Genomic DNA, 25,579 nt, shown 5'->3' with positions numbered 1-25,579 from the left:
GAATCTACCGGCAGGTAGCGTCGGCGTGACGTCCGGATCAGGTGATTCGCGCCACGACGGACGCCCTGGCATGCTGTGCGCGCCCGGTGGGCTCGCTTCGTCCGTCCGGGTGGATCAGGGCCATGGATCATGGATCGTGGATGGGGACAGCATGACCTCGGACGCCAGACCGGCAGCGCCCGCGCTGACCGAACGCCAGGAGGCCCGTCGTCGCCGCATCCTGCACGCCAGCGCCCAGCTGGCCGGCCGGGGCGGGTTCGAGGCGGTGCAGATGCGGGAGGTGGCCGAGGCCGCCGGAGTCGCGTTGGGCACCCTCTACCGCTACTTCCCGTCGAAGATCCATCTGCTGGTCGCGACGATGCAGGACCAGTTGCAGCGCCTGCACACCACGCTCCGCAAACGCCCGCCGGCCGGCGACGACGCGGCGCAGCGGGTGGCCGAGACGCTGATGCGCGCCTTCCGCGCCCTCCAGCGCGAACCCCACCTCGCTGACGCCATGGTCCGCGCCCTCACCTTCGCGGATCGCAGTGTGAGCCCCGAGGTGGACACCGTCTCCCGGCTCACCACGGCGATCATCCTGGACGCGGTGGGCCTGGAGCACCCGACCCCGGAGCAGCTCTCCGCGGTCCGGGTGATCGAGCACACCTGGCACTCGGCGCTGATCACCTGGCTGTCGGACCGGGCGTCGATCGCCCAGGTCAAGATCGATATCGAGACGGTCTGCCGCCTCATCGACCTGACGGCGGAACCGGGCCGGGACTGAGGAGCCGGATGCCGGTGTGCGCCGGGGGGCGGTCCGCGGGGGCGCACTCCGCGAGAGCCACCACGGCCGCGCGGCGGTGATCCGTCCATTCGGTCAGCCGGGCGTCGTCCCGCCCGGCCTTGAACAGGGCCTCCCGGCGGACCCACAGCCGCAGCAGGGCCGGGCCGGGGTCGGGCCGGGCACAGGCGGCGTCCACCTCGGCCGCCGGCAGCAGCCGCCGCAGTACGGACAGGGGGCCCGGCCGACGTGTCAGCGGCTCCACGTCGATGCCGACCTGGCCCGGTCCGACCGCCGCCGCGACCAGCCCGTCGGCGTGGCTGAAGCCGGCGCCCAGGCCGGGACGGTCCGGCAGATACGGCCGGCCGTGCCCCTCCTGCCCACACCCGGGGCAGCGCTGAGCCGGCCCCGCCTCCCGGGGCGGCCGTCCAGTGACCCGGGAGGCGCACAGCCGCAGCAGCAGCCGGGCCGCCACGACGTCGTCACGCCGGCCCGGCACCCGGATTCCCGCGAGCCGTCGCCGCTCCCAGGGGGCGAGCAGCCTCTCGTCGAGTTCCGGGTGCGCCAGGACCTCCGCGGTGGTGGCCACCAGCGCCAGGGTGGCCGCGCCCTCGTCGCGGGGCGGCGGGAGAGGGGTCACCGGCCCGGTTTCACCCGGCCGGCGTCTCCGCCAGGCCGGCGGAGTCCAGGAAGCGCTCCTTGACCCGGGCGAGGGTGCGGAAGTCGTCGATCGTCACCTGCTGGAGATCGATGCTGCTGCCCGAGATCTCCTCCAGGAGGTCGATGAACTCCAGGAAGTCCATCGAGTCGATGAGGCGGGCCTCGATGAGGTCCTCCTCGACGCCGATCGGGCCGTCGAGGCCGGGATTCTTCTCGTTGAGCCACGCTACGACACGTTCCATGGGAGAAATCGCTCCTCTTGTTCTGTTCCCGCGACAGACAGTTCGTCTGTGCTGTTCCGCTTGACTTGGTGCGGTTGCCGGGCGGTCCCGGTGGCGGGCGGCTCCGGCAGCGGACGGTTCCGGCGGCGGACGGTCAGGAGCCGGCGGCGCGGAGCCGCTCCAGGGCCTGTTCGGCGGTGCCGTGGGCGAGGATCATCGCGTGCACCCAGCGCTCCATGCCGAAGGCGACGCAGGAGCTGTACGCGGGGCCGTGGGAGCCGGCGCGGATGCCGAGCCGCTCGCCGAAGAAGTTGCGGTGCCGGTTGACGGAGGCGATGGCCGTGCCGTCGGGGGCGCTGTACTCGTACTTCACCGGGTCCAGCGCCATCAGGCGGGCGCGCGACCCCCCGTTGTCGTAGAAGGGGTCGTCGGCCGCCGCCCGGGTCAGGTCCAGACCCAGCCGCCCGGCCGCCTCCTCAATGAACTCCCCGCCCCGCTCCTGGTGTTCGGCGGCGCCGTCCTTGGTGCCGAGGTAGATCACCTCACGCATGTGGAACCCCCACAGGCGGCGCAGCCCGTCGTAGTGGGTCTCGTTGCGGAAGCAGCGGCCGACCGCCGAGAGCCGCAGCCCGTCCTCGCCGACGTCCTCGCCCTCCAGCGAGAGCAGCAGGCCGTAACAGGTCGCGGAGGGCAGCACATGGCCGGTCGGGTGCAGCGGAAGGTCCTGGGGGGAGCCGCCGGAGGCCAGCCCGTCGAGCGCGTCCGCGCCGAACCGGCCCACGGAGACGCCGAGATGGGGGAAGTTGCGGAAGAAGTCCAGCCGCGCCAGTCCGTCGGCGGACAGCAGGGGCGGCCCCACGACCTCAGGGGCGGCGAGCCGCGCAGCCAGCCCGGTCAGCAGGTCATCCAGCCCCCGCAGCAGTGCCGTGCGGACCGGGTCCAGTGTGATCAGGCCGGCCCCGGGGCTCCTCAGCTCGATACCCGGCAGCGCCGTCATGCTGGTCGTGTTCATGAAACCGCGTCCTTCTCGGTGTGGGCCGGCCCAGGGAACACCGTGCGAACGGACCGCATCGCCCTGGCGTCGACAGTCCCGGACAGAGCCGTCACCGGCCGGAGTACGGGCCGGAAACGGGGTGATGCCCCGTCACGAAGCCGGCCGCGTCCTTGGACATTAGGCCCGCCACTCACCTGTTGTCTAGACCAAAAAATCCGAACAGAACGTATCGCCTCCATGACCGCCGGGACCAGGACGGCATCTCATATCCCCATATGCGACGGGCACTTGACAGCCCATGCGGTCTGGACCAATCCTGCTGATCGACGTGGTCGCGGCTCTTCCCGCCACGGCGCTGCCATCCGTCCTGCCGTCCGCGGCGACCCCGCTCCCCCGAAGTCGCCGCACGGCCGGCCGAGGAGAAGGACCTGCCATGAGCCTCATGACGACACCCGCCCCTCGCCGTCGGCCGCGCCTGCACCGCGCGGCATCCGACATCCCGTACTTCAGCGCGGACGGCGAGGCGTACCTCGCGCAGACCGCCCTGCGGGAGCTCGACAAGTCGCGTCCGCTGCGAGTGCTGTCCGAGGAGGACTTCGCGCACTGGCAGACCTACGGCTACGTCATCGTCCGGGAAGCGATTCCGGCCACGGCGGCACGGCAACTGCTCGACTTCACGTGGGAGTTCCAGGGCCTCGATCCCGAGCGGCCGGAGAGCTGGTACGAGGACCGGCCCCTGCGCTCCGCGCTGGACCAGCAGCTGCACATCTACGGCTTCGTGGAGGCGTACCACCACCAGCTCCTCTGGGACAACCGGCAGTCGCAGCGGGTGTACGACGCCTTCGTCGACGTATGGGACTGCGAGGAGCTGTGGGTCACCCTGGACCGGCTCAACCTCAACCCGCCCAACCGGGGCAACCGTGACCGCGCCCTGATCGACCCGACGGACCGGGGCTTCGACATCGAGCTCCACTGGGACATCGACACCACCCTCGCCGTGCCGCCGCAGCGGGTCCAGGGCATCATCGCGCTCAACGCGACCCGGCCGGAGACGGGCGGCTTCCAGTGCTGCCCCGAGCTTTTCCGGCGGTTCGACACCTGGAAGACCGGCCAGCCGGGCGACCGCGACCCGCTGCGCCCCGCCATCGACCGGGACGAACTGCCCGTCGTACGCCCGGATCTGAACCCCGGCGACCTGCTCATCTGGAACGGTCTGCTGGCCCACGGCGTGGCACGCAACCTCTCCGAGAACGGAGTGCGGGCCGTGCAGTACCTCTCGATGATGCCCGCCCTGGAGGAGCACCAGCGGCTGCGCACCTCCCGCGTGGAGTCCTGGCGCAACCTGCGCACCCCACGCTGGAACCGCACCCTGGTCGGGGACCCGGTGCTGCCCGAGTCCCAGCGCTACCCCACGGCCGAACTGAATCCCCTCGGCAGCCGGCTGCTGGGGCTCGCCTCCTGGCAGGACCCGGTCGAGGAAGCCGCACCCGCCGCGGGGAGCGGGGAGCCTTCGTGCGCCGTGTCTGCCTGACCCTGCCCACCCACCGCGCCTGTGCCGGCACCATCGCGGCGGTCGGAGAGGAAGCGGCGTACGGGGCACGGCGGTTCGGCGTCGACGTGCACCTCCTGATCCTGGACTCCTCCGCCGCACCGGTCCTCGCCGAGCACCGGAAGGCGGTGGCCGCGCTGCCCCCGTCCGCCGGGGTGACCGTCCACCACCTCGACGAGGACGAACAGCGCGCCTTCCTGCGCGAGGCGATCGACCGGTCCGGCGCCGCTCCGCGGGACCGGCTGCTGGAACTGATGCTGCCGCCCGGCATCTCCTACGGCGCCTGCACCAACCGGGCGTTCCTCCTCGCCCAGGCCCTCGGCTGCACGTCCGTCCACCGCCGCGACTCCGACAGCCGCTACCAGCGCCTCGACGGCGAGCCCGTCTTCCCCCTCCACCAGGAGCTCACCTACCTGGGGCGACGGGCCGGCCACGTGCGCGAGTCGGCGTCCCGGAGCAAGCTTCCGCCCGGGGCCGAGGACCGGCGGGTGGCGGTGACCGGCGGCTCCTTCGTGGGCGAGATGTCGGTGGACGTCGCGGAGATCCGTGACCTCGCCCCTGACACGTACCGCGAACTGGTCGGCCTGTCGATACCCGAGGGGTACCCGGAGATCTGGCGCGGCCATCTGATCGACGCGTCCTTCCGGGGCGCCGGGGACACGGTGTTCAGTGGCGACCGCACCACCCTCGCCCCCCTCAGCCCGATGCACGTGGACATGTGCAACATCGGGCTCGACCACGAGGTCTACAGCAGGGTCCCGCTGCCGCCCGCCACCGACACCATCGGCAGCGACTACTTCCTGACCCACCTCGTCCACGACGCCCGGCTGCCCGGTGTCCAGCACAACCGGCACATCGTCAACTTCCATACGGCGGAGCGGCGTACGGACGCCGGCTTCCTCGCTTACCAGCTGCGCTTCGCGAAGTTCCTGCTGTCCAAGACGTACCTCAACGCCGTGTACGCGAGGACGGCGGCGGCCGGTGACGCGCTGCTCGACGGAGAGGGCCGCATCCGGGCCTCCGTGATCGCCGGTTTCGTCCGGGACAGCATCGGCCTCGACCGAGCCGAGAACGCCCGCCGCCTGGACGTCCTCGACCGCGCCTACCGGCGGCTCGGCGACCGCTACGCGACGGTCGCGGACGCGCTCGCCGAGCGCCGCTCCCGGCTCCCGGACGAGGCCCGGGACGACATGGCCGACTTCGCACTCCTGATGGACCACTGGGAGGCACTGACCCGTGCGAGCGCCGAAACGGGCCTGGCCGTGACCCGATGAACTCCGCCGCCGGCAAGGACACCATGCACCAGAACCCCCCGCGTACTCCGCCCGCTCCGCGTACCGTCACCGTCGCCTACGCGGGCGGTGACGAGCGCCGCGGCCCCCTCACCATGGGCCAGGCCAACATGATCCGCTGCATCCTGCGGGACGACCCCGAGCACATCAACAACCACGATGTGTGGGCCATCCCCCCGGGCGCCGGCCTGGACGCCGTCCTCGACGCCCTCCGCACCCTGGCCCTGCGCCACGAAGGTCTGCGCACCACGTTCCCGCACGCCCCGGGCACCGCGCCCGTGGAGCAGGTCGTGGCGGCCGGGGGCACCTTCACGGTGACCGTCCTCGACCACACGGAGCACCCCGAGGAGCGCGCCCGGTACGCCGAGTCGGTGGCGCGGGGCGCCCGCGTCGGCCGCTTCGCGCTGGACCGGGAGTTCCCCCTGCGGATCTCGCTGCTCACCCACCGGGGTGTGCCCGTCCACGCCGCACTGGCGTCCAGTCACGCGGTGACGGACGGCAGCGCGCTGGCCGTCCTGCGGGAGGAGTTCCTCGCCCTGCTGGCAGGGGAGGAACTCCCGGCCCCGGCCCCTTTCGCCCCGCTCGACCTGGCCGCCGAGGAGGCGTCTCCCGCCGGGAAGCGGAAGTCGGATGCGTCGCTGCGGTACTGGGAGCGGATCATCCGCACCGAGCCGCAGGAGATGTTCGCCGAGCCGCGCGCGGCGGGCGCGGACGGGCGGGCCCGGCAGCTCACGCTCCGGTCCCGGCGGGGCGCCCGCGCCCTCGCCGGAGCGGCCCGGCGCACCGGCAACCCGGAGGCCACCGTGCTGCTGGCGGCCTGGTGCGCGCTGGTGGCCCACCGGGCCGGCCAGGACTCCTGTGTCACGGCGGTGCCGACCTCCAACCGGTTCCACCCCAGGACCGCCCGCTCGGTGAACACCCTCTCCCAGGACGCCCTGCTCTGCCTCGACGTCCGGGTCCCGTCCTTCGACACCCTGGTCCGCACGACGTGGGGTGCGGCGCTCAACGCCTACAAGCACAGCCGGTTCGACTCCGTACGCCTGTGGGAGATGATCGACCGGGTCACCGGCGAGCGCGGCAGCCATTTCGCCCGGGACGTGGTCTTCAACGACGTCAGCGTGCTCCCCGCCACGCTGCTCTCGGCGGCGCCACAGGACAGCGTGTCCGCCGAACTCGACCTGGTCTGGGGCCCGTTTCAGGCGCTGCCGACGCGCGTGCTGGCGTTCACCTACGAGACGGCCCCCCAGCTCCACATCTCCCTGTGGGCCGACCCCGCGCTGTTCGCCCCGCAGGAGGCGGAGGGCTTCCTGACCGGTTTGGTGCAGCTGCTGGAGGCGGCCGCCGACCGGGACGTGCCGCTGGACTCGCTCACCGGGCTGACAGGCGTCGGACCCGCCGAGCGCGGCCCCGACTGGACGCGGGTGGACGGCTGCTGGGCCTCACCGAGGGCCGTGCGGGACGCCCTGAGCGAAGCGGTGGGCGGCCTGCCCGTGCACGTCGAGGCGGACCGGGACGCGGGTGTGGCCGCGCGGGCGGAGGCAGGGACGGGGACGGACGGCGATGCGGCCGGAGGCTCCGGCGCGGGACCGGGCCCCTACCCGGGCTCGTCCCCGGGCCTGACGGCGTACATCGCCCGGGGCGCCACGGGCCTGACCCCGGCCGGAGCCCACGCGGCGCTGATGGCCGCGGTCCCCGCCCACGGCGGTACGGGCGTCATCGCACCCCGCCGCTACGTGCTCGTCGAAAGCCCGCCGGCCGAGGCGGGCCCAAGTGGCGCGTGGCATCGGCTGCCGATCATCGAGGAAGGGACCGGCAGGAGCCGGCAGGTGCGACATGAGCGTTGACGACACGACCCTCCGGCAGAAGCCCGGTCCGCTGCCCAGCCCCTGGCGTTCGGGCCGCTTCCAGTTGTTCTTCACGGCCCGCAGCGCGTCGCTGCTGGCCGACGGCATGCTGATGGTCTCCCTCACCACGGCGGTGCTGGGAGCGGGCCACGGTGCGAGCGGCGTCGGGTACGCCCTGGCCGCCTGGATGACCCCGATCGTCCTGCTGGTGCTGTTCGGCGGGGTGCTGGCCGACCGGTTCACCCCGCAGCTGATGATGATCTGCGCGGACCTGGTGCGGATGCTGGCGATGCTGACGCTCGCCGCGCTGCTCTTCTCCTCCGACAGCGTCCCGCTGTGGCAGATCATGGCCCTGATGGCGCTCAGCGGCGCCGCGACGGCGATGTTCCAGCCCGGTATGGCGAGCATGGTCCCCCGGGTCGCCGAGGACATTCAGAAGGCCAACGCGCTGCTGCGCATATCCGAGGCCCTGAGCACGCTGCTGGGCCCCGGCCTCGCGGGCATCCTCGTCGCGTACTGGCAGGTCTCCGGCTCGTACCTGGTCATCGCGGCGGCGTACGCGCTCAGCGCGGCGGTCCTGCTGCCCCTGCGGAAGCTCCACACGGTCCGTGACGAGGGCGACGCCCCGATGTGGCGCAGGCTCGCGACGGGCTGGCAGGAGTTCCGGTCCCGCCAGTGGCTGTGGGGCGTCATCGCGGTCTGGTCGGTCTACGGCCTGTTCGTGTTCGGCCCCGCCCTGCCGCTCGGCGCGGCGCTGATGATCGAGCAGCACGGGGCCAGCGGGTACGGCTGGATCGCCTCGGCCGACGGCGCGGGGACGATCATCGGCGGCCTGATCGGGATGCGGGTCCGCCCCCGCCGCCCCCTCGTCGCGGGCGCCCTCGCCATGCTCTGCTTCGCGCTCAACCCCCTGGCGCCGGCCCTCGAATGGTCCTTCGCGGCCACGGCGGTCGCCCATGTGATCGCGGGGTACGGCTTCGCGTTCTGGGGGGTGATGTGGGCGACCAGCGTCCAGTCGCACATTCCGCTGACGGTGCTGAGCCGCGTCTCCGCGTACGACGTCGCCGGCTCCATCATGGTCATCCCGCTCGGCCGCGCCCTGGCCGGCCCGGCGGCGGACGCGTTCGGCGCGAACGAGGTGCTGGTCTTCTCGTCGGTCATGTCGTTCGTGCTGCTGGCCGTGATGCTCAGCGTCCCGGCGATCCGCGCGCTGCGGCGGGCGCCGGAGGGCGTGCTCCGCAAGGCGGAGGGCGAACCGGCGGTCTGACCGCACCACCCGGGCACGGCGTACCGGTCAGACCCGCGTGACCGGTACGCCGTACAGCGGGGCCCAGGCGTCGCGGGTGACGAGGACCGACATCACGACGGGGCCGGCCGCCACCGGCACACCCTGGTCCACCTCGTCGACACCGACCGGGGGCCCGTCCTCATCGACACCGGCTGGGACGACCCGGCCTCCTGGGACACCCTGGTCGCCGGGCTCACCGCCCTCGGCACCGCCGTCGCCGACATCCACGGTGTGGTCATCACCCACCACCACCCCGACCACCACGGGCTCTCCGGCCGGGTGCGCGAGGCGTCCGGCGCCTGGATCGCGATGCACGAGGCCGACACCGCGATCGTCCGGCGCACCCGGGAGTCCGAGCCCGGCACCTGGCTCGACTACCTCACCCGCAAGCTCGCCGCGGTCGGCGCGCCGGACGACCACCTCGCGCCGCTGCGGGCCGCCCGCGGCGGCGGGCAGTCGCGGACCCTGCCGGGTCTGCGCGCCGCGCTGCCCGACCGCGAGATCGTGCCCGGCGAGCTGCTCGGCCTGGCCGGGCGACGGCTGCGTGCCGTCTGGACCCCCGGGCACACCCCCGGCCATGTCTGCCTCCATCTTGAGGAGCGGCATCCGGCGGACCTGCCGGGGCACGGCCGCGGCTCCCGCCCCAGGCCCCGGCTCCCGCCCTGCTCCCCGCCCCGCCCCGGTTCCGGCCGCGGGGCGTGCGTCCGCCCGTCCTCGCCGACGCGGCCCGGGCGCCGACGCCCCCGGGCCCCCGGCCCCTCGGCCGCGGACCGGTAGAGTGGGCAGGTCGTCATCATGCCCGTACAGGGGGAAGCCGGTACGAATCCGGCGCAGTGCCCCAGCCGTGACCCGTCCGCCCGAGGGCAGCCGGACCGCCCGCCGCGGAGCGTGACCGGCTCGGGCCACCGGAACCCCGGTGGCCGGCACCGTCGAGGCAGACGGGGCCGGAGCCCGGCGCTCGTGCGCCCCGGGGAGTCCGGCCCTCGCAGGAGAGGCCCAGCCAGCCATGACCGTACGCCGCAGCGCAGCCGCGCTCGCGACCACCGCCCTGCTTCTGGGCGCGGCCGCACCCGTAGCGGTCGCCGCGCCGAGTCCCTCCCCGTCGGCGGAGCTGCCGGCCGGGCTCTACGGCACCACGGACCCGACGTACGACGGGGTGTGGCGGCAGTCGCTGGCCTTCCTCGCGCAGAAGATCGAGTACGTCACGCCGGCCACCGCCGCCGTGGACTGGCTGGTGGGCCAGCAGTGCGACAGCGGTGCGTTCACCTCGTACCGGGACGCCGCCAAGCCCTGTGACGCCTCGACGGTGATGGACACCAACGCCACCGCCGTGGCCGTCCAGGCCCTCGTCGAGATCAACCAGCACCGTGACGCCGCGAACAACGGCGCGGACTGGCTGAAGTCCGTGCAGAACGAGGACGGCGGCTGGGGCTACAACCCCGGCAGCCCGAGCGACGCGAACTCCACGTCCATCGTGATCGGCGCGCTGGCCCGGACCGGGATTCCGGTCAACGAGGTCACCACCGCCGACGGGAAGACCCCGTACACCGCGCTCCAGTCCCTGGCCATCCCGTGCGGGGAGAAGGACGGCGGCGCGTACGCCTACCAGCCGGACGAGAAGGGCGAGCTGACCGCCAACGCGGACGCCACCGCGGCCTCGGTGATCGGGCTGATGGGCAAGGGCATCGCGTCCGGCACCTCCAACGCGGTCAAGGACCCCTCCTGCACGAAGGGCGACGGCCTCAGTCCGGAGCAGAGCGCCCAGAACGGCGCGTTCTACCTCGCGGACGCGCTGGAGAAGTCGCCGTACCTGGAGCAGGCCCCGATGCCGGGCGCCGAGGACACCGAGCCGCGGCCCGACTACGGCAACACGGCGGACGCGGTCGTCGCCCTCGCCTCCTCCGGCCACAAGGACAAGGCCGCCGCGTCGGTCGCCTGGCTCCAGAAGAACGCCGCGGACTGGGCGAAGCAGGGCGGCCCGGCCGCCACCGCGCAGCTGGTCCTCGCGGCGCACGCCACCGGCGCCGACGCCCGCGACTTCGGCGGTGTCGACCTCGTCAGGCAGCTCAACGCGACCGGGCCGGCCCCGGCCGCCACCGCCCTCCCCTCGCCCACGCCGACCGGCCCGCAGCCCTCCAGCGGCACCAGCAGCGACGACAGCGGGCTGGGCCTGGGGTGGCTGATCGGCATCGGCCTCGCCGCCGGCGCGGGTATCGGTTTCGTGCTCAGCATGCGCCGGAAGAAGCAGCAGCCGTGAGCCGTCCGCAGTCACCGGCTCGGTCGCGGCACCCCGTCGTCGCGTTGCTGGCCGCTCTGGTCGCCGCCTCGGCGGTCCTCCTCGGCGCGGGGAGCGCGGAGGCCGCCGGGTACCGCTACTGGTCCTTCTGGCAGGGCAACGGCGAGAACTGGGAGTACGCCACCCAGGGGCCGTCCCTCCTGCGCCCGGACGACGGTACGGTCCAGGGCTTCCGGTTCGCCGTGAGCGAGGACTCGGGCGACGCCGCCCAGCCGCGCCGCGCCCCCGACTTCGGGGCGATCTGCGCGGGCACCCCGGCGAAGGACGGCGCCAAGCGGGTGGCGCTGGTGATCGACCCGGGGACGGCGGCGGACGCCCCGGAGGGGGAGGAGCCGCCAGCCCCGCGCACGGCGTGCGCACAGGTCGCGCCGGACGCCAGCAGCGCGGAGGCGCTCGCCTCGGTGGCGAAGCCGCTGCGGTACGACAGCAGCGCCATGCTCTGCGCGATCTCCGGCTATCCGGAGTCCGGCTGCGGCGAGCAGGTGTCCGGCGAGGACGGCAGTGCGAAGCCGTCCGCCCCTTCGACGACGGGCGACGCCTCGAAGACGGCTGATGCCTCGAAGTCGGCCCCGGACGACGAGGACGGCGGCGGCGGTCCGTCCGTCGGGCTCCTCGTCGGTCTCGGCGCCGTCCTGCTGCTGGGCGTCGCCGCCGTGGTCCAGGCCCGCCGCCGCCGGTGACCGCCTCCCCGGCCCGGGCGCCGGCCCGGCTGCCGCACCGTGCCCTGCGCGCCCCCGAGGCGGACCGCGGCAACGCGCTGCCCGCCGGGGCCTGGTGGCTGTGGGCGCTGGGTCTTGCCACCGCCGCGTCCCGGACGACGAACCCGCTGCTGCTCGGGCTGCTGGTCGGCGTCGCCGGGTATGTGGTGGCGGCGCGGCGCACGGACGCGCCGTGGGCCCGTTCGTACGGCGCGTTCGTCAAGCTCGGGCTGTTCGTCGTGGCGCTGCGTCTGCTGTTCTCCGTCTTCCTCGGTTCGTCGATCCCCGGCTCGCACACCGTGCTGACGCTTCCCGAACTGCCGCTGCCGGACTGGGCGCAGGGCGTCCGGATCGGTGGCCGGGTCACCGCCGAGCAGCTGCTCTTCTCGCTGTACGAGGGGATGAAGCTGGCCGCCCTGCTGATCTGCGTCGGCGCGGCGAACGCGCTGGCCAACCCGGCGCGGCTGCTGAAGTCGCTGCCCGGTGCGCTGTACGAGGCGGGGGTCGCCGTCGTGGTCGCGATGACGTTCGCGCCGAACATGGTGGCCGACGTGGTCCGGCTGCGCACCGCGCGCCGGCTGCGGGGGCGGCCCACCGGAGGTGTGCGGGCCGTGGCGCAGATCGGTCTGCCGGTGCTGGAGGGGGCGCTGGAGCGGTCGGTGGCGGTGGCCGCGTCGATGGACGCCCGGGGGTACGGGCGTACGGCGCAGGTCCCGGCCGGCGTCCGGCACACCACGAACGCCCTCACCCTGGGCGGGCTGCTCGGGGTGTGCGCCGGCACGTACGGGCTGCTGGCCGCGCAGGGGGCGGTGTACGGGCTGCCCTTGCTGCTGGCCGGTCTGGTCGCGGCGATGGCCGGGCTGCGGCTAGGCGGGCGGCGCTCGGTGCGCACCCGCTACCGGCCGGACCGGTGGGGCGCCCGGGCCTGGCTGGTGGCGGGCTCGGGCGGGGTGGTCGCGGCGGCGATGATCTGGGCGGGCGCGGTGGCCCCCGGGGCGCTGCGCCCCGGTGTCGTGCCGCTGGCCGCGCCGGTGCTGCCGCTGTGGCCCGCCGCGGCGGTGCTGGCCGGGCTGCTGCCCGCGCTGGTCGCCCCCGTACCGCCGCCCTCGCACGGGGCGGGGAAGCCGTCCACGTACAGGGCCGGGAAGCCGTCCTCGCGCGGGACCGGGAAAGAGGCTCGTATCGGCAAGGAGCAGGCGTGATCAGGTTCGAGCGGGTCTCCGTACGGTACGAGGGCACGGACCGCCCCACGCTGTCCGGTGTCGACCTCACGGTGCCCGAGGGGGAGCTCGTGCTGCTGGTCGGCCCCTCCGGAGTCGGCAAGTCGACTTTGCTGGGTGCGGTCTCGGGGCTCGTCCCGCACTTCACGGGCGGGCTGCTGTCGGGCCGGGTCACGGTGGGCGGCCGCGACACGCGCACGCACAAGCCCCGCGAACTGGCCGATCTGGTCGGCACGGTGGGCCAGGACCCGCTCGCGCACTTCGTCACGGACACCGTCGAGGACGAGCTCGCGTACGGCATGGAGTCGCTGGGGCTCGCCCCGGACGTGATGCGCCGCCGGGTCGAGGAGACGCTCGATCTGCTGGGCCTGGCCGAGCTGCGCGACCGGCCGCTCGCGACCCTGTCGGGCGGCCAGCAGCAGCGCGTGGCGATCGGTTCGGTGCTCACCCCGCACCCGAGGGTGCTGGTGCTGGACGAGCCCACCTCCGCGCTGGACCCGGCGGCGGCCGAGGAGGTCCTCGCGGTGCTCCAGCGGCTGGTGCACGACCTCGGCACGACCGTGCTGATGGCCGAGCACCGGCTGGAGCGCGTGGTGCAGTACGCGGACCAGGTCGTCCTGCTGCCCGCCCCGGGCGCCGCCCCCGTGATGGGGCCGCCCGCCGAGATCATGAAGGTGTCGCCGGTACGGCCTCCCGTGGCCGAGCTGGGACTGCTCGCGGCCTGGGACCCGCTGCCCCTGTCGGTCCGGGACGCCCGGCGCGCGGCGGGCGGGCTCCGGGAACGGCTGGCGGACGCCTCGCCGCCGGGCCGCCCGGTGGGCCCGTCCGCCGTCGTGCCCGCGCCGGCGCCGCCCGCCGCCGCCCGGCCCGGTCGCCTCGCCCGGCTCCTGGGGCGTACGGGGGGCCCGGAAGCGTCCGCGCGCCCGGCCGCCGATCCGGTCACCCGGGTCGAGGGGCTCGGGGTGCGGCGCGGCCGGGTCGAGGCGCTGCGGCGGGTGACGCTCACCGTGGCCCCGGGCGAGACGGTGGCCCTGATGGGCCGCAACGGGGCCGGCAAGTCCACGCTGCTCGGAGCGCTCGTCGGCATGATCGAGCCCACCGCGGGCGCCGTGCGCGTCGGCGGCCTGGCCCCCGCCCGGACGGACCCGCGGGCGATGATGCGCCGGGTCGGCCTCGTACCGCAGGAGCCGCGCGATCTGCTGTACGCGGACACGGTGGCCGCCGAGTGCGCGGCCGCCGACCGGGACGCGGGCGCGGCGGCGGGTACCTGCCGGGCGCTGGTGTCGGAGCTGGTGCCGGGCGTCGGGGACGACGCCCACCCCCGGGACCTGTCGGAGGGCCAGCGGCTCGCCCTCGCCCTGGCGCTGGTGCTGACGGGCCGGCCACCGCTGTTGCTGCTGGACGAGCCGACGCGCGGCCTTGACTACGCGGCGAAGGCCCGTCTCGTCGGCGTGCTGCGCGGCCTGGCGGCCGAGGGGCACGCGATCGTCCTGGCGACGCACGACGTGGAGCTGGCGGCCGAGCTGGCGCACCGGGTGGTGATCCTCGCCGAGGGGGAGGTCGTCGCGGACGGTCCGACCGGGCGGGTGGTGGTCTCCTCCCCCGCGTTCGCCCCTCAGACGGCGAAGATCCTGGCCCCGCAGGAGTGGCTGACCGTGTCCCAGGTGCGGGGCGCGCTGGAGGCGGGCGCGTGAGCGGCACGAGGGAGGCGGGGGAACGGGCGGCCCGGCCCGTGCGGCTCGGTCCGAAGTCGGTCGCCGTACTGCTGCTGACCGGGGCGGTCGGCGTGGTCGCCTTCGGGTGGCCGCTGCTGGCGGGTGCCGGGTCCGGGCTCGCACACGCCCGGGACGCGCCCTGGCTGTTCGCGGCGCTGCTGCCGCTGCTCGTCGCGGTGGCCGTGGCGACGATCTCCGAGTCCGGGATGGACGCGAAGGCCGTCGCGATGCTCGGAGTGCTGGCGGCGGTCGGCGCGGCGCTGCGCCCGCTGGGCGCGGGGACGGCGGGCCTGGAGCCGATGTTCTTCCTGATGGTGCTGAGCGGGCGGGTGCTGGGCCCGGGTTTCGGCTTCGTCCTCGGCTCGGTGACCATGTTCGCCTCCGCGCTGCTGACGGGCGGGGTGGGGCCGTGGATGCCGTTCCAGATGCTGTCGATGGGCTGGTTCGCCATGGGCGCGGGGCTGCTGCCGGGAGCGGACCGGCTGCGCGGACGGGCGGAGTCGGCCATGCTGGCGGCGTACGGCTGCGTGGCGGCGTTCGCGTACGGCACGGTGATGAATCTGCAGGGCTGGACGCTCATCGCCGGGCTGGGCTCGGGGATCTCGTTCGTCGCGGGCGACCCGCTGCACGAAAACCTGGTGCGGTTCCTCGCCTACTGCGCGGCGACCTCGCTGGGCTGGGACCTGGGGCGGGCGGTGCTCACCGTGGCCCTGACCGTCACGATCGGCCCGACCCTGCTGAAGGCGCTGCGCCGGGCCACCCGCCGCGCCGCCTTCGACGCGCGCGCCGTGTTCGGGGAGCCCGAGGGGCGGCCGGAGCAGTAGGCGGTCGGTCGGAGCGGCAGTCGGAGCGACGCCCCCGAGCGGGAGCCCGGGGGCAGCCGGAGGGGGCGGGGGCCAGGGAGCCCGGCCTCCCCCGGGCTGTCTGCCCCCCGGCATCCCCTGGGGGGGGACCGTTACGGGGTCACAGCCGCTGGATGATCGTGCCCGTCGCCAGGGCCCCTCCCGCGCACATCATGATGAGCGCGAACTCCTTGTCGCGGCGTTCCAGTTCGTGCAGCGCCGTGGTGATCAGCCGGGCCCCCGTCGCGCCGACCGGGTGGCCGAGCGCTATCGCGCCGCCGTTGACGTTGACCTTCTCCAGGCCGTCGAGGTCCGCCTCGAACTCCTGCGCCCAGCTCAGCACCACCGAGGCGAACGCCTCGTTGATCTCGACGAGGTCGATGTCCCGCAGCGACATGCCCGCCTTGCCGAGCACCGCCCGGGTCGCGTCGATCGGGCCGTCCAGGTGGAAGTGCGGGTCGGATCCGACCAGGGCCTGCGCCACGATCCGGGCCCGGGGCTTGAGCTTCAGCGCCCGCGCCATGCGCTTGGAGGACCACATGATCGCGCAGGCGCCGTCCGAGATCTGCGAGGAGTTCCCGGCCGTGTGGATCGCGCTCGGCATGACGGCCTTCAGCCCCGCGAGCGCCTCCATCGAGGTGTCGCGCAGCCCCTCGTCCCGGTCGACCAGCCGCCACCTGCCCTGGCCGGCCGCCTGCTCCTCCTCGGTGGTCGGGACCTGCACGGCGTACGTCTCACGCTTGAAGCGCTCCTCCGCCCAGGCGGCGGCGGCACGCTGCTGGGAGAGCAGGCCGAGCGCGTCGACCCGCTCCCGGGTCAGGCCGCGCTTGCGGGCGATCCGCTCGGCGGCCTCGAACTGGTTGGGCAGGTCCACGTTCCACTCGTCGGGCCACGGCTTCCCCGGGCCGTGCTTGGAGCCGCTGCCCAGCGGCACCCGCGACATCGCCTCGACGCCGCAGCTGATGCCCACGTCGATGACCCCGGCGGCCACCATGTTGGCGACCACGTGGGACGCCTGCTGCGAGGAGCCGCACTGGCAGTCCACGGTGGTGGCGGCGGTCTCGTACGGCAGCCCCGCCGTCAGCCAGGCGTTGCGGGCCGGGTTCATGGACTGCTCACCGGCGTGCGTGACGGTGCCGCCGACGATCTGTTCGACGCAGTCGGCCTGGATGCCGGTGCGGCCGAGGAGTTCACGATAGGTCTCGCCCAGCAGATGGGCGGGGTGCAGATTGGCGAGGGCGCCTTGGCGCCTGCCGATGGGGGTGCGTACGGCTTCGACGATGACGGGTTCCGCGGCCATGAGCTCGTCCTCTCCTCGCGCTTCCGCAGGGGCGTCCCGGCGCCCACGGAAGAAACTAGTACGCGTTCTAGTTCTGCGAGCAGTCTCGTGACGGCGGCCCGGCCGCGCAAGGGTCGTGCACGCACCGCACGCGCGCCCTCCGGTGCGGCAACCAGCCCGCGCCCGTAGAACTCGTTACTACCTTGCGGACACCTTCTGATGGGCCGTCAGACGCTGGCGTCCGTTGGCGGGTTCGCCGCCAGATCCGGAGTGGAGAGGTGCCCATGCGCTGCCCCCACCTGCCCGACGGGTTCGACTTCACCGACCCCGACCTCCTCCAAGCCCGTGTTCCGCACCCGGAGTTCGCCCTGATGCGGGAGACCGCACCGGTCTGGTGGTGCACCCAGCCGCCCCACATCTCCGGCTTCGGCGACGAGGGCTATTGGGCCGTCACCCGTCATGCGGACGTCAAGTACGTTTCCACGCATCCGGAGTTGTTCTCCTCGAACACCAACACCTCGGTCATCCGCTTCAAAGAGACGATCAGCCGTGACCAGATCGACGTCCAGAAGCTGATCATGCTGAACATGGACCCGCCGGAACACACCCGGGTGCGCCAGATCGTCCAGCGCGGCTTCACCCCGCGCGCGGTGCGCTCCCTGGAGGCGGCCCTGCGCACCCGGGCCCGCTCCATCGTCGAGACGGCCCTGGCCTCCGCCGGCGCCGACGGCTCCTTCGACTTCGTGACCAACATCGCGGTGGAACTCCCGCTCCAGGCCATCGCCGAGCTCATCGGCGTACCGCAGGAGGACCGTTCGAAGATCTTCGACTGGTCCAACAAGATGGCCGCGTACGACGATCCGGAGTACGCGATCACCGAGGAGTTCGGCGCCGAGGCGGCGATGGAGATCGTGGCGTACTCGATGAATCTGGCGGCGGCCCGCAAGGAGTGCCCGGCCGAGGAGATCGTGCGCTGGGCGACCCCGGTGGTCTCCTTCCAGCGGACCGCCACCCAGGACCTGGAACTGGGCGTCAGCGGATCAGGAAGGGCGAGCGAGTGGGGCTGTTCTACTCCTCGGCCAACAACGACCCGGAGGTGTTCGACTCCCCGGACGTCTTCGACATCACCCGCGACCCCAACCCGCACCTCGGCTTCGGCGGCGGCGGGCCGCACTTCTGCCTGGGCAAGTCGCTGGCCGTGATGGAGATCGACCTGATCTTCCATGCCATCGCCGACGTGCTGCCGGACCTGCGGCTGCTGGAGGACCCGCGACGGCTGCGCTCGGCCTGGCTCAACGGGATCAAGCAGCTCCAGGTGACCACGGCCCCGCCGCCTGCGGCCTGACGGCCGGGAGCCGGCACCGGAGCCCGGTCTGCCCGCGACCTGACCGCGACGCCCGGCAGGCCGGTGCTGTGCGCCGCTTCCGGTGCTGTCCGCTGTCCTCCGGGTGGCGGGCGGCACCGGGCGGGCGGACCATGGGAGACGCGGCGATCCACGCCGAAGGGGTGCCGGGGACGGGCGTGAAGCCGTTCCGCGGCACCCCTTCGGCCCGCTCGGACCGCTTGACCGGACCGGTCGGTACCGGCTACTTGCCGCCGACCTTCTCAGCCACTTCGGCGTCCGCTTCGCCCAGGTCGGCGCCGTTCGCTCCGCGCCTGGGCGCGGACGCATCCACCGCCTCGGGTGCGGATTCAGCCGCGCCCTCGGGTGCGGATTCGGGTGCGGGTGCGGATTCGGGTGCTGACTCAGCCCCGGCCTCGGGTGCGGCCTCGGCGGACGGCGGCTCGGCGCGTTCCGCCCGGGGCCCGTCGCCGGTCACGAGCCTGCGCGGCCCCGACAGCAGATGCGTCAGCCCGAAGCCCAGCGATACGACCAGGGCGCCACCGGCCGCGTCCAGCACCCAGTGGTTGGCGGTGGCCACGATCGCGGCGATCGTGAACAGCGGGTGCAGCAGGCCGAGCGCCTTCATCCACAGCTTCGGGGCCAGCATCACGATCACCACACCGCACCACAGCGACCAGCCGAAGTGCAGCGACGGCATCGCCGCGTACTGATTGGTGACGGTGGTCAGCGTCCCGTAGTCCGGCTTCGCGAAGTCCTGCACCCCGTGCACCGTGTCGATGAAGCCGAGGCCGGGCATGAGCCGGGGCGGGGCCAGCGGGTAGAGCCAGAAGCCGACGAGTGCGAGCAGGGTGGCGAAGCCGATGGACGAGCGGACCCAGCGGTAGTCGGCGGGGCGGCGCGCGTACAGCACGCCGAGGATCGTCAGCGGGACGATGAAGTGGAACGTGGAGTAGTAGTAGTCGAAGAAATCGCGCAGCCAGGTGATCTGCACGACCGTGTGGTTGACCCAGTGCTCGATGTCGATGTGCAGCCACTGCTCGATGGCGTGGATCTGCCGGCCGTGCTCCTCGGCGAGCGGACGGCCCGCCCGGGCGGCGAGGCGGACCTGGGCGTAGGCGTCGTAGACGACCCGGATGAGCAGGAGTTCCAGCAGCAGGTTGGGACGGGTGAGAACCCGGCGCCAGAACGGCAGGAGCGGCACGCGTCTCCAGCGGGCCGCGACCGGCTTCGCGTAGTCCGTGGGGACCGGGTGCTGCCAGTACGGCGAGGTGCGGGGCAGGAACGGGGCGAGGCAGGCCGCGCCGAGCGCCGCGAGGAGCAGCACGTTGTCGCGCAGGGGGAACAGGGTCTCGATGTTCGGCAGCAGCATCGTTCCCGGCAGGATGACGACCAGCAGCACCACGGACGGCCAGACCAGCCGGTCGGAGGCCCGCTTGCCGACCTTGCCGACGACCGCGAGGAGTACCCAGAGCAACTGGTGCTGCCAGGCGGTCGGCGAGACGGCGACCACGACGCAGCCGGTCACGGCCACCGCGAGGAGCAGCTGCCCGTCCTGCGCGTACCGCACCGCGCGCCGGAGGCCGAGGACCACGACCGCGGCGGAGAGCAGCAGGAACAGGGCGATCTCCACGGGGCCTTCGAGGCCGAGCCGGAGCAGCGCACCGTGCAGGGACTGGTTGGCCAGGCTGTCCGGCCGCTCCCCCAGCCCGGTGCCCGCGAAGTGGTGCGCCCAGTACGTCCACGAGTCCTTCGGCGCCGCGGCCCAGGCGGCGGCGGTGGCGAGGGCGAAGGTCGCGCCCGCGCTCACCGACGCCTGCCGTCTGCCGGTCAGCCAGAGGAAGGCGGCGAAGAGCAGCAGCACCGGCTGGAAGGCGGCGGCGAGGCCGACGAGGACGCCCGCCCACCGGTGCTCCCGGACGACGAGGCAGGCCAGGAGCACCAGGAGGACGGGCAGGACGCTGCTCTGGCCCAGGTGCAGGGCATTGCGGACCGGCAGCGACAACAGAAGGAGGCTGATCGCGACGGGGGTCGCGAGCAGGGCCGTCCGCCGGCCCACCGGCGAGGGCAGCGCCCGGGCCGCGACGACGCCGAGAACGACGACGAGCAGCAGGGACGCCAACGTCCACGCGACGCCCAGGGCCCCTTGGGCCGAAGCGGTGAGAGGCTTCAGGACCAGCCCCGCGAAGGGCGGCCCGGTGAACCGGCCGCTGTCGTACAGCGAGCCCGTGGCGCGCAGGACGCCGTTCTCCCCGGTCCACGCCTCCAGATCGAGGAGCCGCTCCCCCGATGGCTGCCGGAGCACCACCGCCACCTGCCGTACCGCGAGCACGGCCACGACCAGCCAGAGCAGGACACGGGCCGGGCCGTGCCCCGCTCCCGTGTCCGCCGCCGCGTCACCGCGCACACTGTGATCCGCATTCACCACGCTGCGCCGACCCTCCCACCGTTCCATGCATCACCCCTTCGAATGGGGGCCATGCCGGATGAAGCCTCGCATTGCCCTATGAGGTAGACACAATCAACCCCCTCTTTGCCTGACTGTCATCCCTGACTTCCGTCCCCGGCGATCGTCGGCGCGAAGCCGTGCGGAAGGGCGGCGCCGCCCCGGCCGGCGGGCTCAGGCGTCCGGGGCGGCGGGCGCGTCCGCCTGCCAGGCGGTGAACAGCGGGGTGTCCTCCGCCCCGGCCAGCACGACGACGCCGAAGGGGCGGTCGAAGGCGATGTGGCGCACCCGCCGGGGCCGTGGGGCGGCTCCCGCCGACCGCAGCGCGACCACCGTCACGGCCGCGGACTCCACACCCTCCTCGGCGATCTTCAGCACGGTCTCCTGGACCACGTCGGAGATCGCGAGGCGTTCGGGCGAGAGGCCGGAGAAGTCGGCGGCGTCGCTCAGAGCCAGCCGGACGCCGAGGGAGGCCAGCTGACCGGTGACGGGCACCCGCGTCCGCAGGGCCAGCCGGGGCAGCCCGATGGTCACCCGGTCGGTGTCCAGCGGGACGCCCTCGGACCGCGGCGCCCAGCCCACGGGCAGGACCCGGCCTGCCCCGGCCCCCGGCTCCCCCAGGACGAGGCGGACCCGGGCCCCGGGGCCGCCGCCCGGTCCCGCCGCGCAGCGCAGCTCGACGACGTACGCCCCGCGGGAGGTCCAGGCGTCGGCCAACGGCACGTCCTTGGCCATGGTCGGCACCGGGACGACCGTCCCGGCCGCGTCGGTGAACGGCAGGTCCTGGGTCCGCCGGGCCTCGAACGGCTTCTCCCAGCGGGCCTTCAGCGCCAGGACGTTGACCAGGGCGAGCAGGGTCGCATCGGTGATCTCCAGCGGCAGCCGTTCGATCAGCCCTCCGGTGGTCTCGCGCACCCAGGCGTCGACGGCCGCCGGGTCCATCGGGTCGAAGCGGATGTCCGGCAGCGCCTCCCGGTACGCGCGCAGAACGGGCACCCGGCTCCAGACACGGGTGGCCACGCCCAGCGCCCCCGTCCGGGACAGCTCGCGGGCCACCGCCGTGACGGCCGGAGCGGCCTCCCGGTCCGCGGTGCCGAGGAGGGTCCGCAGCTCGGCCGCGGTCGCACCGCGCGCACCGGCGGCCACCGCGGCCAGGGCGAGCCACAGTCCGGCGGGCGAGCACACGAAGCCGGTGCCCGGGCCCCTGCGGCCCCGGCCCACCGGGACGGCGGCGGCCATGCCGTCCCGTATCCAGCGCTCGGCGAGGCGCTGGACCGCTCCGGTCGCGAGCGCGGCGTCGGCCGCCGCGCTGTCCGCCGACGCCCGGCCAGCTGTCGCTCGGTCCGTGGTCGCTCGGTCCGTGGTCGCTCGGTCCGGATTCACTGCTGCCCCCTACACGTAAAAGATGGCGTCGTTCGGCCGTGCGGCAGCAAGAATGCCCCACATGACCTGGACCGTGGCCGCCGAACGATTCGACTCCCCGGACGCGACCGCGTTGCGTCGGGACTACTACGGCGAGGTCGCCGGCCGCTACTGGCAGCGGCCGGCGACCGCCGAGGAGATCGCCGACGGACTCGACGGCGACGGAGCCGACCTGCTCGCACCGCCGACCGGGCAGTTCGTCGTCGGCCGGTACGGGCGCGAGGCCGCGAGCTGCGCCGGCCTCGTGCTGACGGAGGCCGCCGGGGCGGGTACGGCGGAACTGACGCGGGTGTACGTGCGCCCGGCGTTCCGGGGCACGGGCGGCGGCGGACTGCTGCTGGCCGCGGTGGAGGAAGCGGCGAGGGCGTACGGCGTACGGCTGCTGCGGCTGGACACGCGCAACGACCTGGTGGAGGCGCGGGGGCTGTACACGAAGCACGGGTACCGGGAGGTTCCGGCGTTCCACCGCCGCAACCCGTACGCGGAGCACTGGTTCGCCAAGGAACTCTGACGTGCTGTCCGCGCCCGTGTCCATGTGATCCGGGCGGTGCCCCGGTACGTCGGACGGCCCGACCGGACACCGGATGCCCGGGGCCGCCGCCCGGCCCGCCCGGCCCGCCCGGGCGGGCCGGGCGGGCCGGGCGGGCCGGGCGGGCCGGGCGGGCCGGGCGGTCGGGGACGAGCGTCCGCGGCGGGCTGGCGGCGGGACGGGCGGTCGCGGTCAGGCGGGTGGGGGGCCGTCGTGGCCGCCACGGCCGCCACGGCCGAGGTGACCCTCGTGGCCACGGTGACCGTCGTGGCCGTGGTGACCGTCGTGGCCGTGGTGACCGTCGTGGCCGTGGTGACCGTCGTGGCTCCGGTGCTGGACCTCGTGGTCGCGGGGCGGCTCCGGGGCGAGGGGGCGCTCCCTGGTCGAGCCGCTGACCTCGGCCGTCAGTTCGCTGACGAGATTGACCAGGTCCGTGGGGCGCTCGGGGCCCCACCAGTCGCCGAGGAGTTCGGCGAGGGAGTCCTCGCGGGCCTGGGAGAGCCGGACGACGACCTCGGCCCCCGCATCGGTGAGGATCATCTGCAGACCCTCCCGGCGGGCCAGCCCGCGTTCCTCGACCTGCCGGGCCGCGTCGGTGATCACGTGCAGCGGTACGGGCACCGTCTCGGCGAGCAGGGCGGGTTCGACGGTGCCGTGCCGCTTGATCCGCAGGAGCAGCCAGCTGGCCGCGGGCAACAGGTCGTACCCCGCCCGCTCGGTGATCCTCTCGTAGATCTCCCGGCGGCCCTCCCGGGTGGCCAGCACCGACAGGGCGCGTGCGCACTCGTCGTACGAGGAGCGTTCGACGGGGTTGGAGGCGAGGGTCTGACTGGTGTCGGGTGCGGTCACCGAGCCGCGGAGCTTGTCCTCCCGGAGGAACCAGGCGAGGACGAATGCCAGGAGGACGACCGGGACGGCGTACAGGAAGACGTCCGTGATGGAGGTGGAGTACGCGCTGAGCACGGGGGGCCGCAGGCCGGCGGGAAGCTGCCCGATGGCCCGGGGGTCGGCGGCCAGCTGCCCCGCGTCGACGCCCCCGGGCAGCGACCGCCCGGCGAGGGCGTCCGTCAGCTGATCCCTCAGCCGGTTGGCGAAGACGGTCCCGAAGACCGCCACGCCGAACGCGGCGCCGATGGAGCGGAAGAACGTCGCGCCGGAGGTGGCGACACCGAGATCCCGGTACGAGACGGCGTTCTGGGCGACCAGGACGAGCACCTGCATCACCAGGCCGAGCCCGGCGCCGAAGACGAAGAAGCTGGCGCTCATCTGCCAGGTGGAGCTGTTCTCGTCGAGACGGTGGAGCAGCAGCAGACCGATGGCGGTGAGGGCCGTGCCCACGACCGGGAAGACCTTCCAGCGGCCGGTCCGGCTGACGATCTGGCCGGAGCCGGTCGAGGTGATCAGCAGACCGAGCACCATGGGCAGCATGTGCACGCCGGACATCGTCGGGGTGATGCCGTGGACCACCTGGAGGAACGTCGGCAGGTAGGTCATCGCGCCGAACATGGCGAAGCCGATGACGAAGCTGATCACGGCAACGAGGCTGAAGGCCCTGATCCGGAACAGTTTCAACGGCAGCACGGGCTCGACCGCACGCCGTTCGGCGGCGATGAAGGCCACCGTCAGCACGACGGCGAGCACCGCGAGCGCGATGATCTGCGGGGAGCTCCAGGCCCATGTCGTACCGCCGAGGGAGGCGACGAGCACCAGACTCGTCGCGACGGAGGCGATGAGGAAGGTGCCGAGGTAGTCGATGGTGTGCTTCTCGCGGTGGACCGGGATGTGCAGGACGGCCGCGATGACGACCAGCGCGACGACGCCGATGGGCAGGTTGATGTAGAAGACCCACCGCCAGCTGAGATGTTGGGTGAAGAGGCCGCCGAGGAGCGGCCCGAGGACACTCGTCACACCGAAGACCGCACCGAAGAACCCCTGGTACTTGCCGCGTTCGCGCGGCGTCACCAGGTCACCGACGATCGCCATCGACAGCACCATCAGCCCGCCGCCCCCGAGCCCCTGGAGTGCCCGGAACCCGATCAGCTGGGGCATGTTCTGGGCGACCCCGCACAACGCCGAGCCGATCAGGAAGATCACGATCGCGGTCTGGAAGAGCTTCTTGCGGCCGTACTGGTCGCCGAGCTTGCCCCACAGGGGGGTCGCCGCGGTGGCCGCCAGCAGGTAGGCGGTCACCACCCAGGACAGGTGGTCCAGCCCGCCCAGCTCGCTGACGATCGTCGGGAGCGCCGTGGAGACGATGGTCTGATCGAGTGCCGCGAGCAGCATGCCGAGGAGCAGCGCTCCGATCGCCACCAGGACGCTCCGGCGGGAGCGTCCCTCACCCGGGGCCAGGGGTGACGGGCTCAGCTGCTCGGCCATGGGCGTCTCCTCGATCCGCTGATCCACTACACACCCATCCTGGACGTTTCGTCCCGGTATGGCCTGCCGAGGCCGGGCCGAGCACCGGCGGGCCGTTGGGCTCCCCCGGGGCGGGCTGCATAATCGCAGGCAGTTCAAGGGGAGGGGACCCACGATGACGACCGGACACGCATGCCCGGAGTGCGGAAGACGGACGGCCGGGGCGCCCGGCACGGAGCACCGGGTGCCGTGCCGGTGCGGCGCGGGCGCGCGTTCGGCGCAGCTCACGGAGGAGGAGCAGCGCGCCGCGCGTGCGGCGGAGATCGCCGCGGCCGAGGACTTCGACCCGCTGCGCATCCGGCCGTACGTGACGCTGACGGACCAGGCCGGAGCGTCAGCGGAGGGAGGGCCACACCCCGGCGCGGGAGAGGCGGCGGCCTCCGGGACCGGCCCACCGGAACCCGGCCTCGCGGGGACTGCGGCGGCCGGCCCCGGAGGACCCGCGGGGGCGGCGAGGACCGCCGGCACGGGGGGAACCGCCGAGGCGGCAGGGGCTGCGGGCACGAGGGGAATCGCGGGAACGGCAGCGACCGCGGAGACTGCGGCCGTCCCGGCGGGAGAGGCGGAGACCACGATGCCGCTGTTCCTGGGCGGCACCCCCCCGGACGCGGGCGTTCGTACGGAGGGAGGGGCGGACACGGGCGCCGGCGCACCCCCCGCCGGCACGACGCACCCCGCGACGTACTCCGCGTCGGACGCGGGCCGCCGCGCGCAGTCCGCCGACGGACTGGACCCCACGCCGGACGGGAGCCGCCGGCGCACCTCCG

General features: G+C 73.8%; 18 protein-coding genes and 2 pseudogenes. 13 read left to right on the top strand and 7 right to left on the bottom strand.

The genetic code is table 11. The features are described 5' to 3' along the window. The first annotated feature begins 151 nt into the window (after positions 1–151). Positions 152–763, top strand: a complete 612-nt coding sequence (locus ACIQMU_RS16490; protein WP_402689073.1) for a TetR family transcriptional regulator — start codon at positions 152–154, stop codon at positions 761–763. Here ACIQMU_RS16490 and ACIQMU_RS16485 read toward each other — a convergent pair. The 3 genes from ACIQMU_RS16485 to ACIQMU_RS16475 form a co-directional block, all read right to left on the bottom strand. Next, complete coding sequence (locus ACIQMU_RS16485) at positions 729–1,400, bottom strand: 4'-phosphopantetheinyl transferase family protein (protein WP_402689072.1); 672 nt, start codon at positions 1,398–1,400, stop codon at positions 729–731. The two genes, ACIQMU_RS16490 and ACIQMU_RS16485, sit on opposite strands and share 35 nt — an antisense overlap. A 10-nt stretch (positions 1,401–1,410) precedes the next feature. Next, positions 1,411–1,662, bottom strand: a complete 252-nt coding sequence (locus tag ACIQMU_RS16480; RefSeq protein ID WP_352242339.1) for an acyl carrier protein — start codon at positions 1,660–1,662, stop codon at positions 1,411–1,413. Positions 1,663–1,795: 133 nt separating this feature from the next. Next, positions 1,796–2,653, bottom strand: coding sequence for a hypothetical protein (locus ACIQMU_RS16475; RefSeq protein ID WP_402689071.1), 858 nt, complete (start codon positions 2,651–2,653; stop codon positions 1,796–1,798). A 415-nt stretch (positions 2,654–3,068) separates the two neighbouring features. On the opposite strand from ACIQMU_RS16475, the gene ACIQMU_RS16470 reads away from it, so the two are divergent. From ACIQMU_RS16470 to ACIQMU_RS16425, 10 genes and pseudogenes are all read left to right on the top strand, one after another. After that, entirely contained in the window at positions 3,069–4,166 is a 1,098-nt protein-coding gene (locus ACIQMU_RS16470; protein ID WP_402689070.1) for a phytanoyl-CoA dioxygenase family protein, read from the top strand. Beyond that, a complete protein-coding gene (locus ACIQMU_RS16465) occupies positions 4,148–5,458 on the top strand; it encodes a DUF6271 family protein (protein WP_402689069.1) in 1,311 nt (436 codons plus the stop codon). The genes ACIQMU_RS16470 and ACIQMU_RS16465 overlap by 19 nt, the downstream gene beginning before the upstream one ends. Then, positions 5,455–7,320: a condensation domain-containing protein gene (locus ACIQMU_RS16460; protein ID WP_402689068.1), complete on the top strand. Its 1,866-nt coding sequence runs from the start codon at positions 5,455–5,457 to the stop codon at positions 7,318–7,320. The genes ACIQMU_RS16465 and ACIQMU_RS16460 overlap by 4 nt, the downstream gene beginning before the upstream one ends. After that, entirely contained in the window at positions 7,310–8,587 is a 1,278-nt protein-coding gene (locus tag ACIQMU_RS16455; protein ID WP_352242334.1) for an MFS transporter, read from the top strand. Before ACIQMU_RS16460 ends, ACIQMU_RS16455 begins: the two co-directional genes overlap by 11 nt. 117 nt (positions 8,588–8,704) lie before the next feature. Continuing rightward, a pseudogene (locus tag ACIQMU_RS16450) lies at positions 8,705–9,280 on the top strand (MBL fold metallo-hydrolase); the annotation flags it as partial. A gap of 334 nt (positions 9,281–9,614) precedes the next feature. Continuing rightward, entirely contained in the window at positions 9,615–10,865 is a 1,251-nt protein-coding gene (locus ACIQMU_RS16445) for a prenyltransferase/squalene oxidase repeat-containing protein (RefSeq protein WP_352242333.1), read from the top strand. Next, positions 10,862–11,584, top strand: coding sequence for an SCO2322 family protein (locus ACIQMU_RS16440; RefSeq protein ID WP_352242332.1), 723 nt, complete (start codon positions 10,862–10,864; stop codon positions 11,582–11,584). The genes ACIQMU_RS16445 and ACIQMU_RS16440 overlap by 4 nt, the downstream gene beginning before the upstream one ends. Then, complete coding sequence (locus tag ACIQMU_RS16435) at positions 11,581–12,804, top strand: energy-coupling factor transporter transmembrane component T (RefSeq protein ID WP_402689067.1); 1,224 nt, start codon at positions 11,581–11,583, stop codon at positions 12,802–12,804. The genes ACIQMU_RS16440 and ACIQMU_RS16435 overlap by 4 nt, the downstream gene beginning before the upstream one ends. After that, positions 12,801–14,516 (top strand): ABC transporter ATP-binding protein, encoded by a 1,716-nt coding sequence (locus ACIQMU_RS16430; RefSeq protein ID WP_402689066.1) that lies wholly within the window; start codon positions 12,801–12,803, stop codon positions 14,514–14,516. Before ACIQMU_RS16435 ends, ACIQMU_RS16430 begins: the two co-directional genes overlap by 4 nt. Continuing rightward, a complete protein-coding gene (locus ACIQMU_RS16425) occupies positions 14,513–15,361 on the top strand; it encodes an ECF transporter S component (protein ID WP_402689065.1) in 849 nt (282 codons plus the stop codon). The genes ACIQMU_RS16430 and ACIQMU_RS16425 overlap by 4 nt, the downstream gene beginning before the upstream one ends. Positions 15,362–15,500: 139 nt before the next feature. On the opposite strand, the gene ACIQMU_RS16420 is transcribed toward ACIQMU_RS16425, so the two are convergent. Next, entirely contained in the window at positions 15,501–16,679 is a 1,179-nt protein-coding gene (locus ACIQMU_RS16420; RefSeq protein WP_402689064.1) for a steroid 3-ketoacyl-CoA thiolase, read from the bottom strand. Between the two features lie 263 nt (positions 16,680–16,942). Between ACIQMU_RS16420 and ACIQMU_RS16415 the strand changes: the two are divergent. Continuing rightward, positions 16,943–18,003 (top strand): annotated as a pseudogene (locus ACIQMU_RS16415) (cytochrome P450). A gap of 241 nt (positions 18,004–18,244) precedes the next feature. On the opposite strand, the gene ACIQMU_RS16410 reads toward ACIQMU_RS16415, so the two are convergent. Further along, a complete protein-coding gene (locus ACIQMU_RS16410) occupies positions 18,245–20,455 on the bottom strand; it encodes a phosphatase PAP2 family protein (protein WP_402689063.1) in 2,211 nt (736 codons plus the stop codon). Positions 20,456–20,620: 165 nt separating this feature from the next. Further along, positions 20,621–21,697, bottom strand: a complete 1,077-nt coding sequence (locus ACIQMU_RS16405; RefSeq protein WP_402689122.1) for a serpin family protein — start codon at positions 21,695–21,697, stop codon at positions 20,621–20,623. 193 nt (positions 21,698–21,890) lie between these two features. On the opposite strand from ACIQMU_RS16405, the gene ACIQMU_RS16400 reads away from it, so the two are divergent. After that, complete coding sequence (locus tag ACIQMU_RS16400) at positions 21,891–22,379, top strand: GNAT family N-acetyltransferase (RefSeq protein WP_352242325.1); 489 nt, start codon at positions 21,891–21,893, stop codon at positions 22,377–22,379. Positions 22,380–22,589: 210 nt separating this feature from the next. Here the strand turns inward: ACIQMU_RS16400 and ACIQMU_RS16395 are convergent, their stop codons facing one another. Further along, on the bottom strand, positions 22,590–24,773 hold the full coding sequence (locus tag ACIQMU_RS16395) for a DHA2 family efflux MFS transporter permease subunit (RefSeq protein ID WP_402689062.1): 2,184 nt from the start codon (positions 24,771–24,773) through the stop codon (positions 22,590–22,592). Between the last annotated feature and the right edge of the window lie 806 nt (positions 24,774–25,579).

This window comes from Streptomyces sp. NPDC091649 (genome assembly GCF_044756785.1).
Taxonomy (GTDB): domain Bacteria; phylum Actinomycetota; class Actinomycetes; order Streptomycetales; family Streptomycetaceae; genus Streptomyces.
This window is presented reverse-complemented; position numbering and strand designations above follow the sequence as displayed.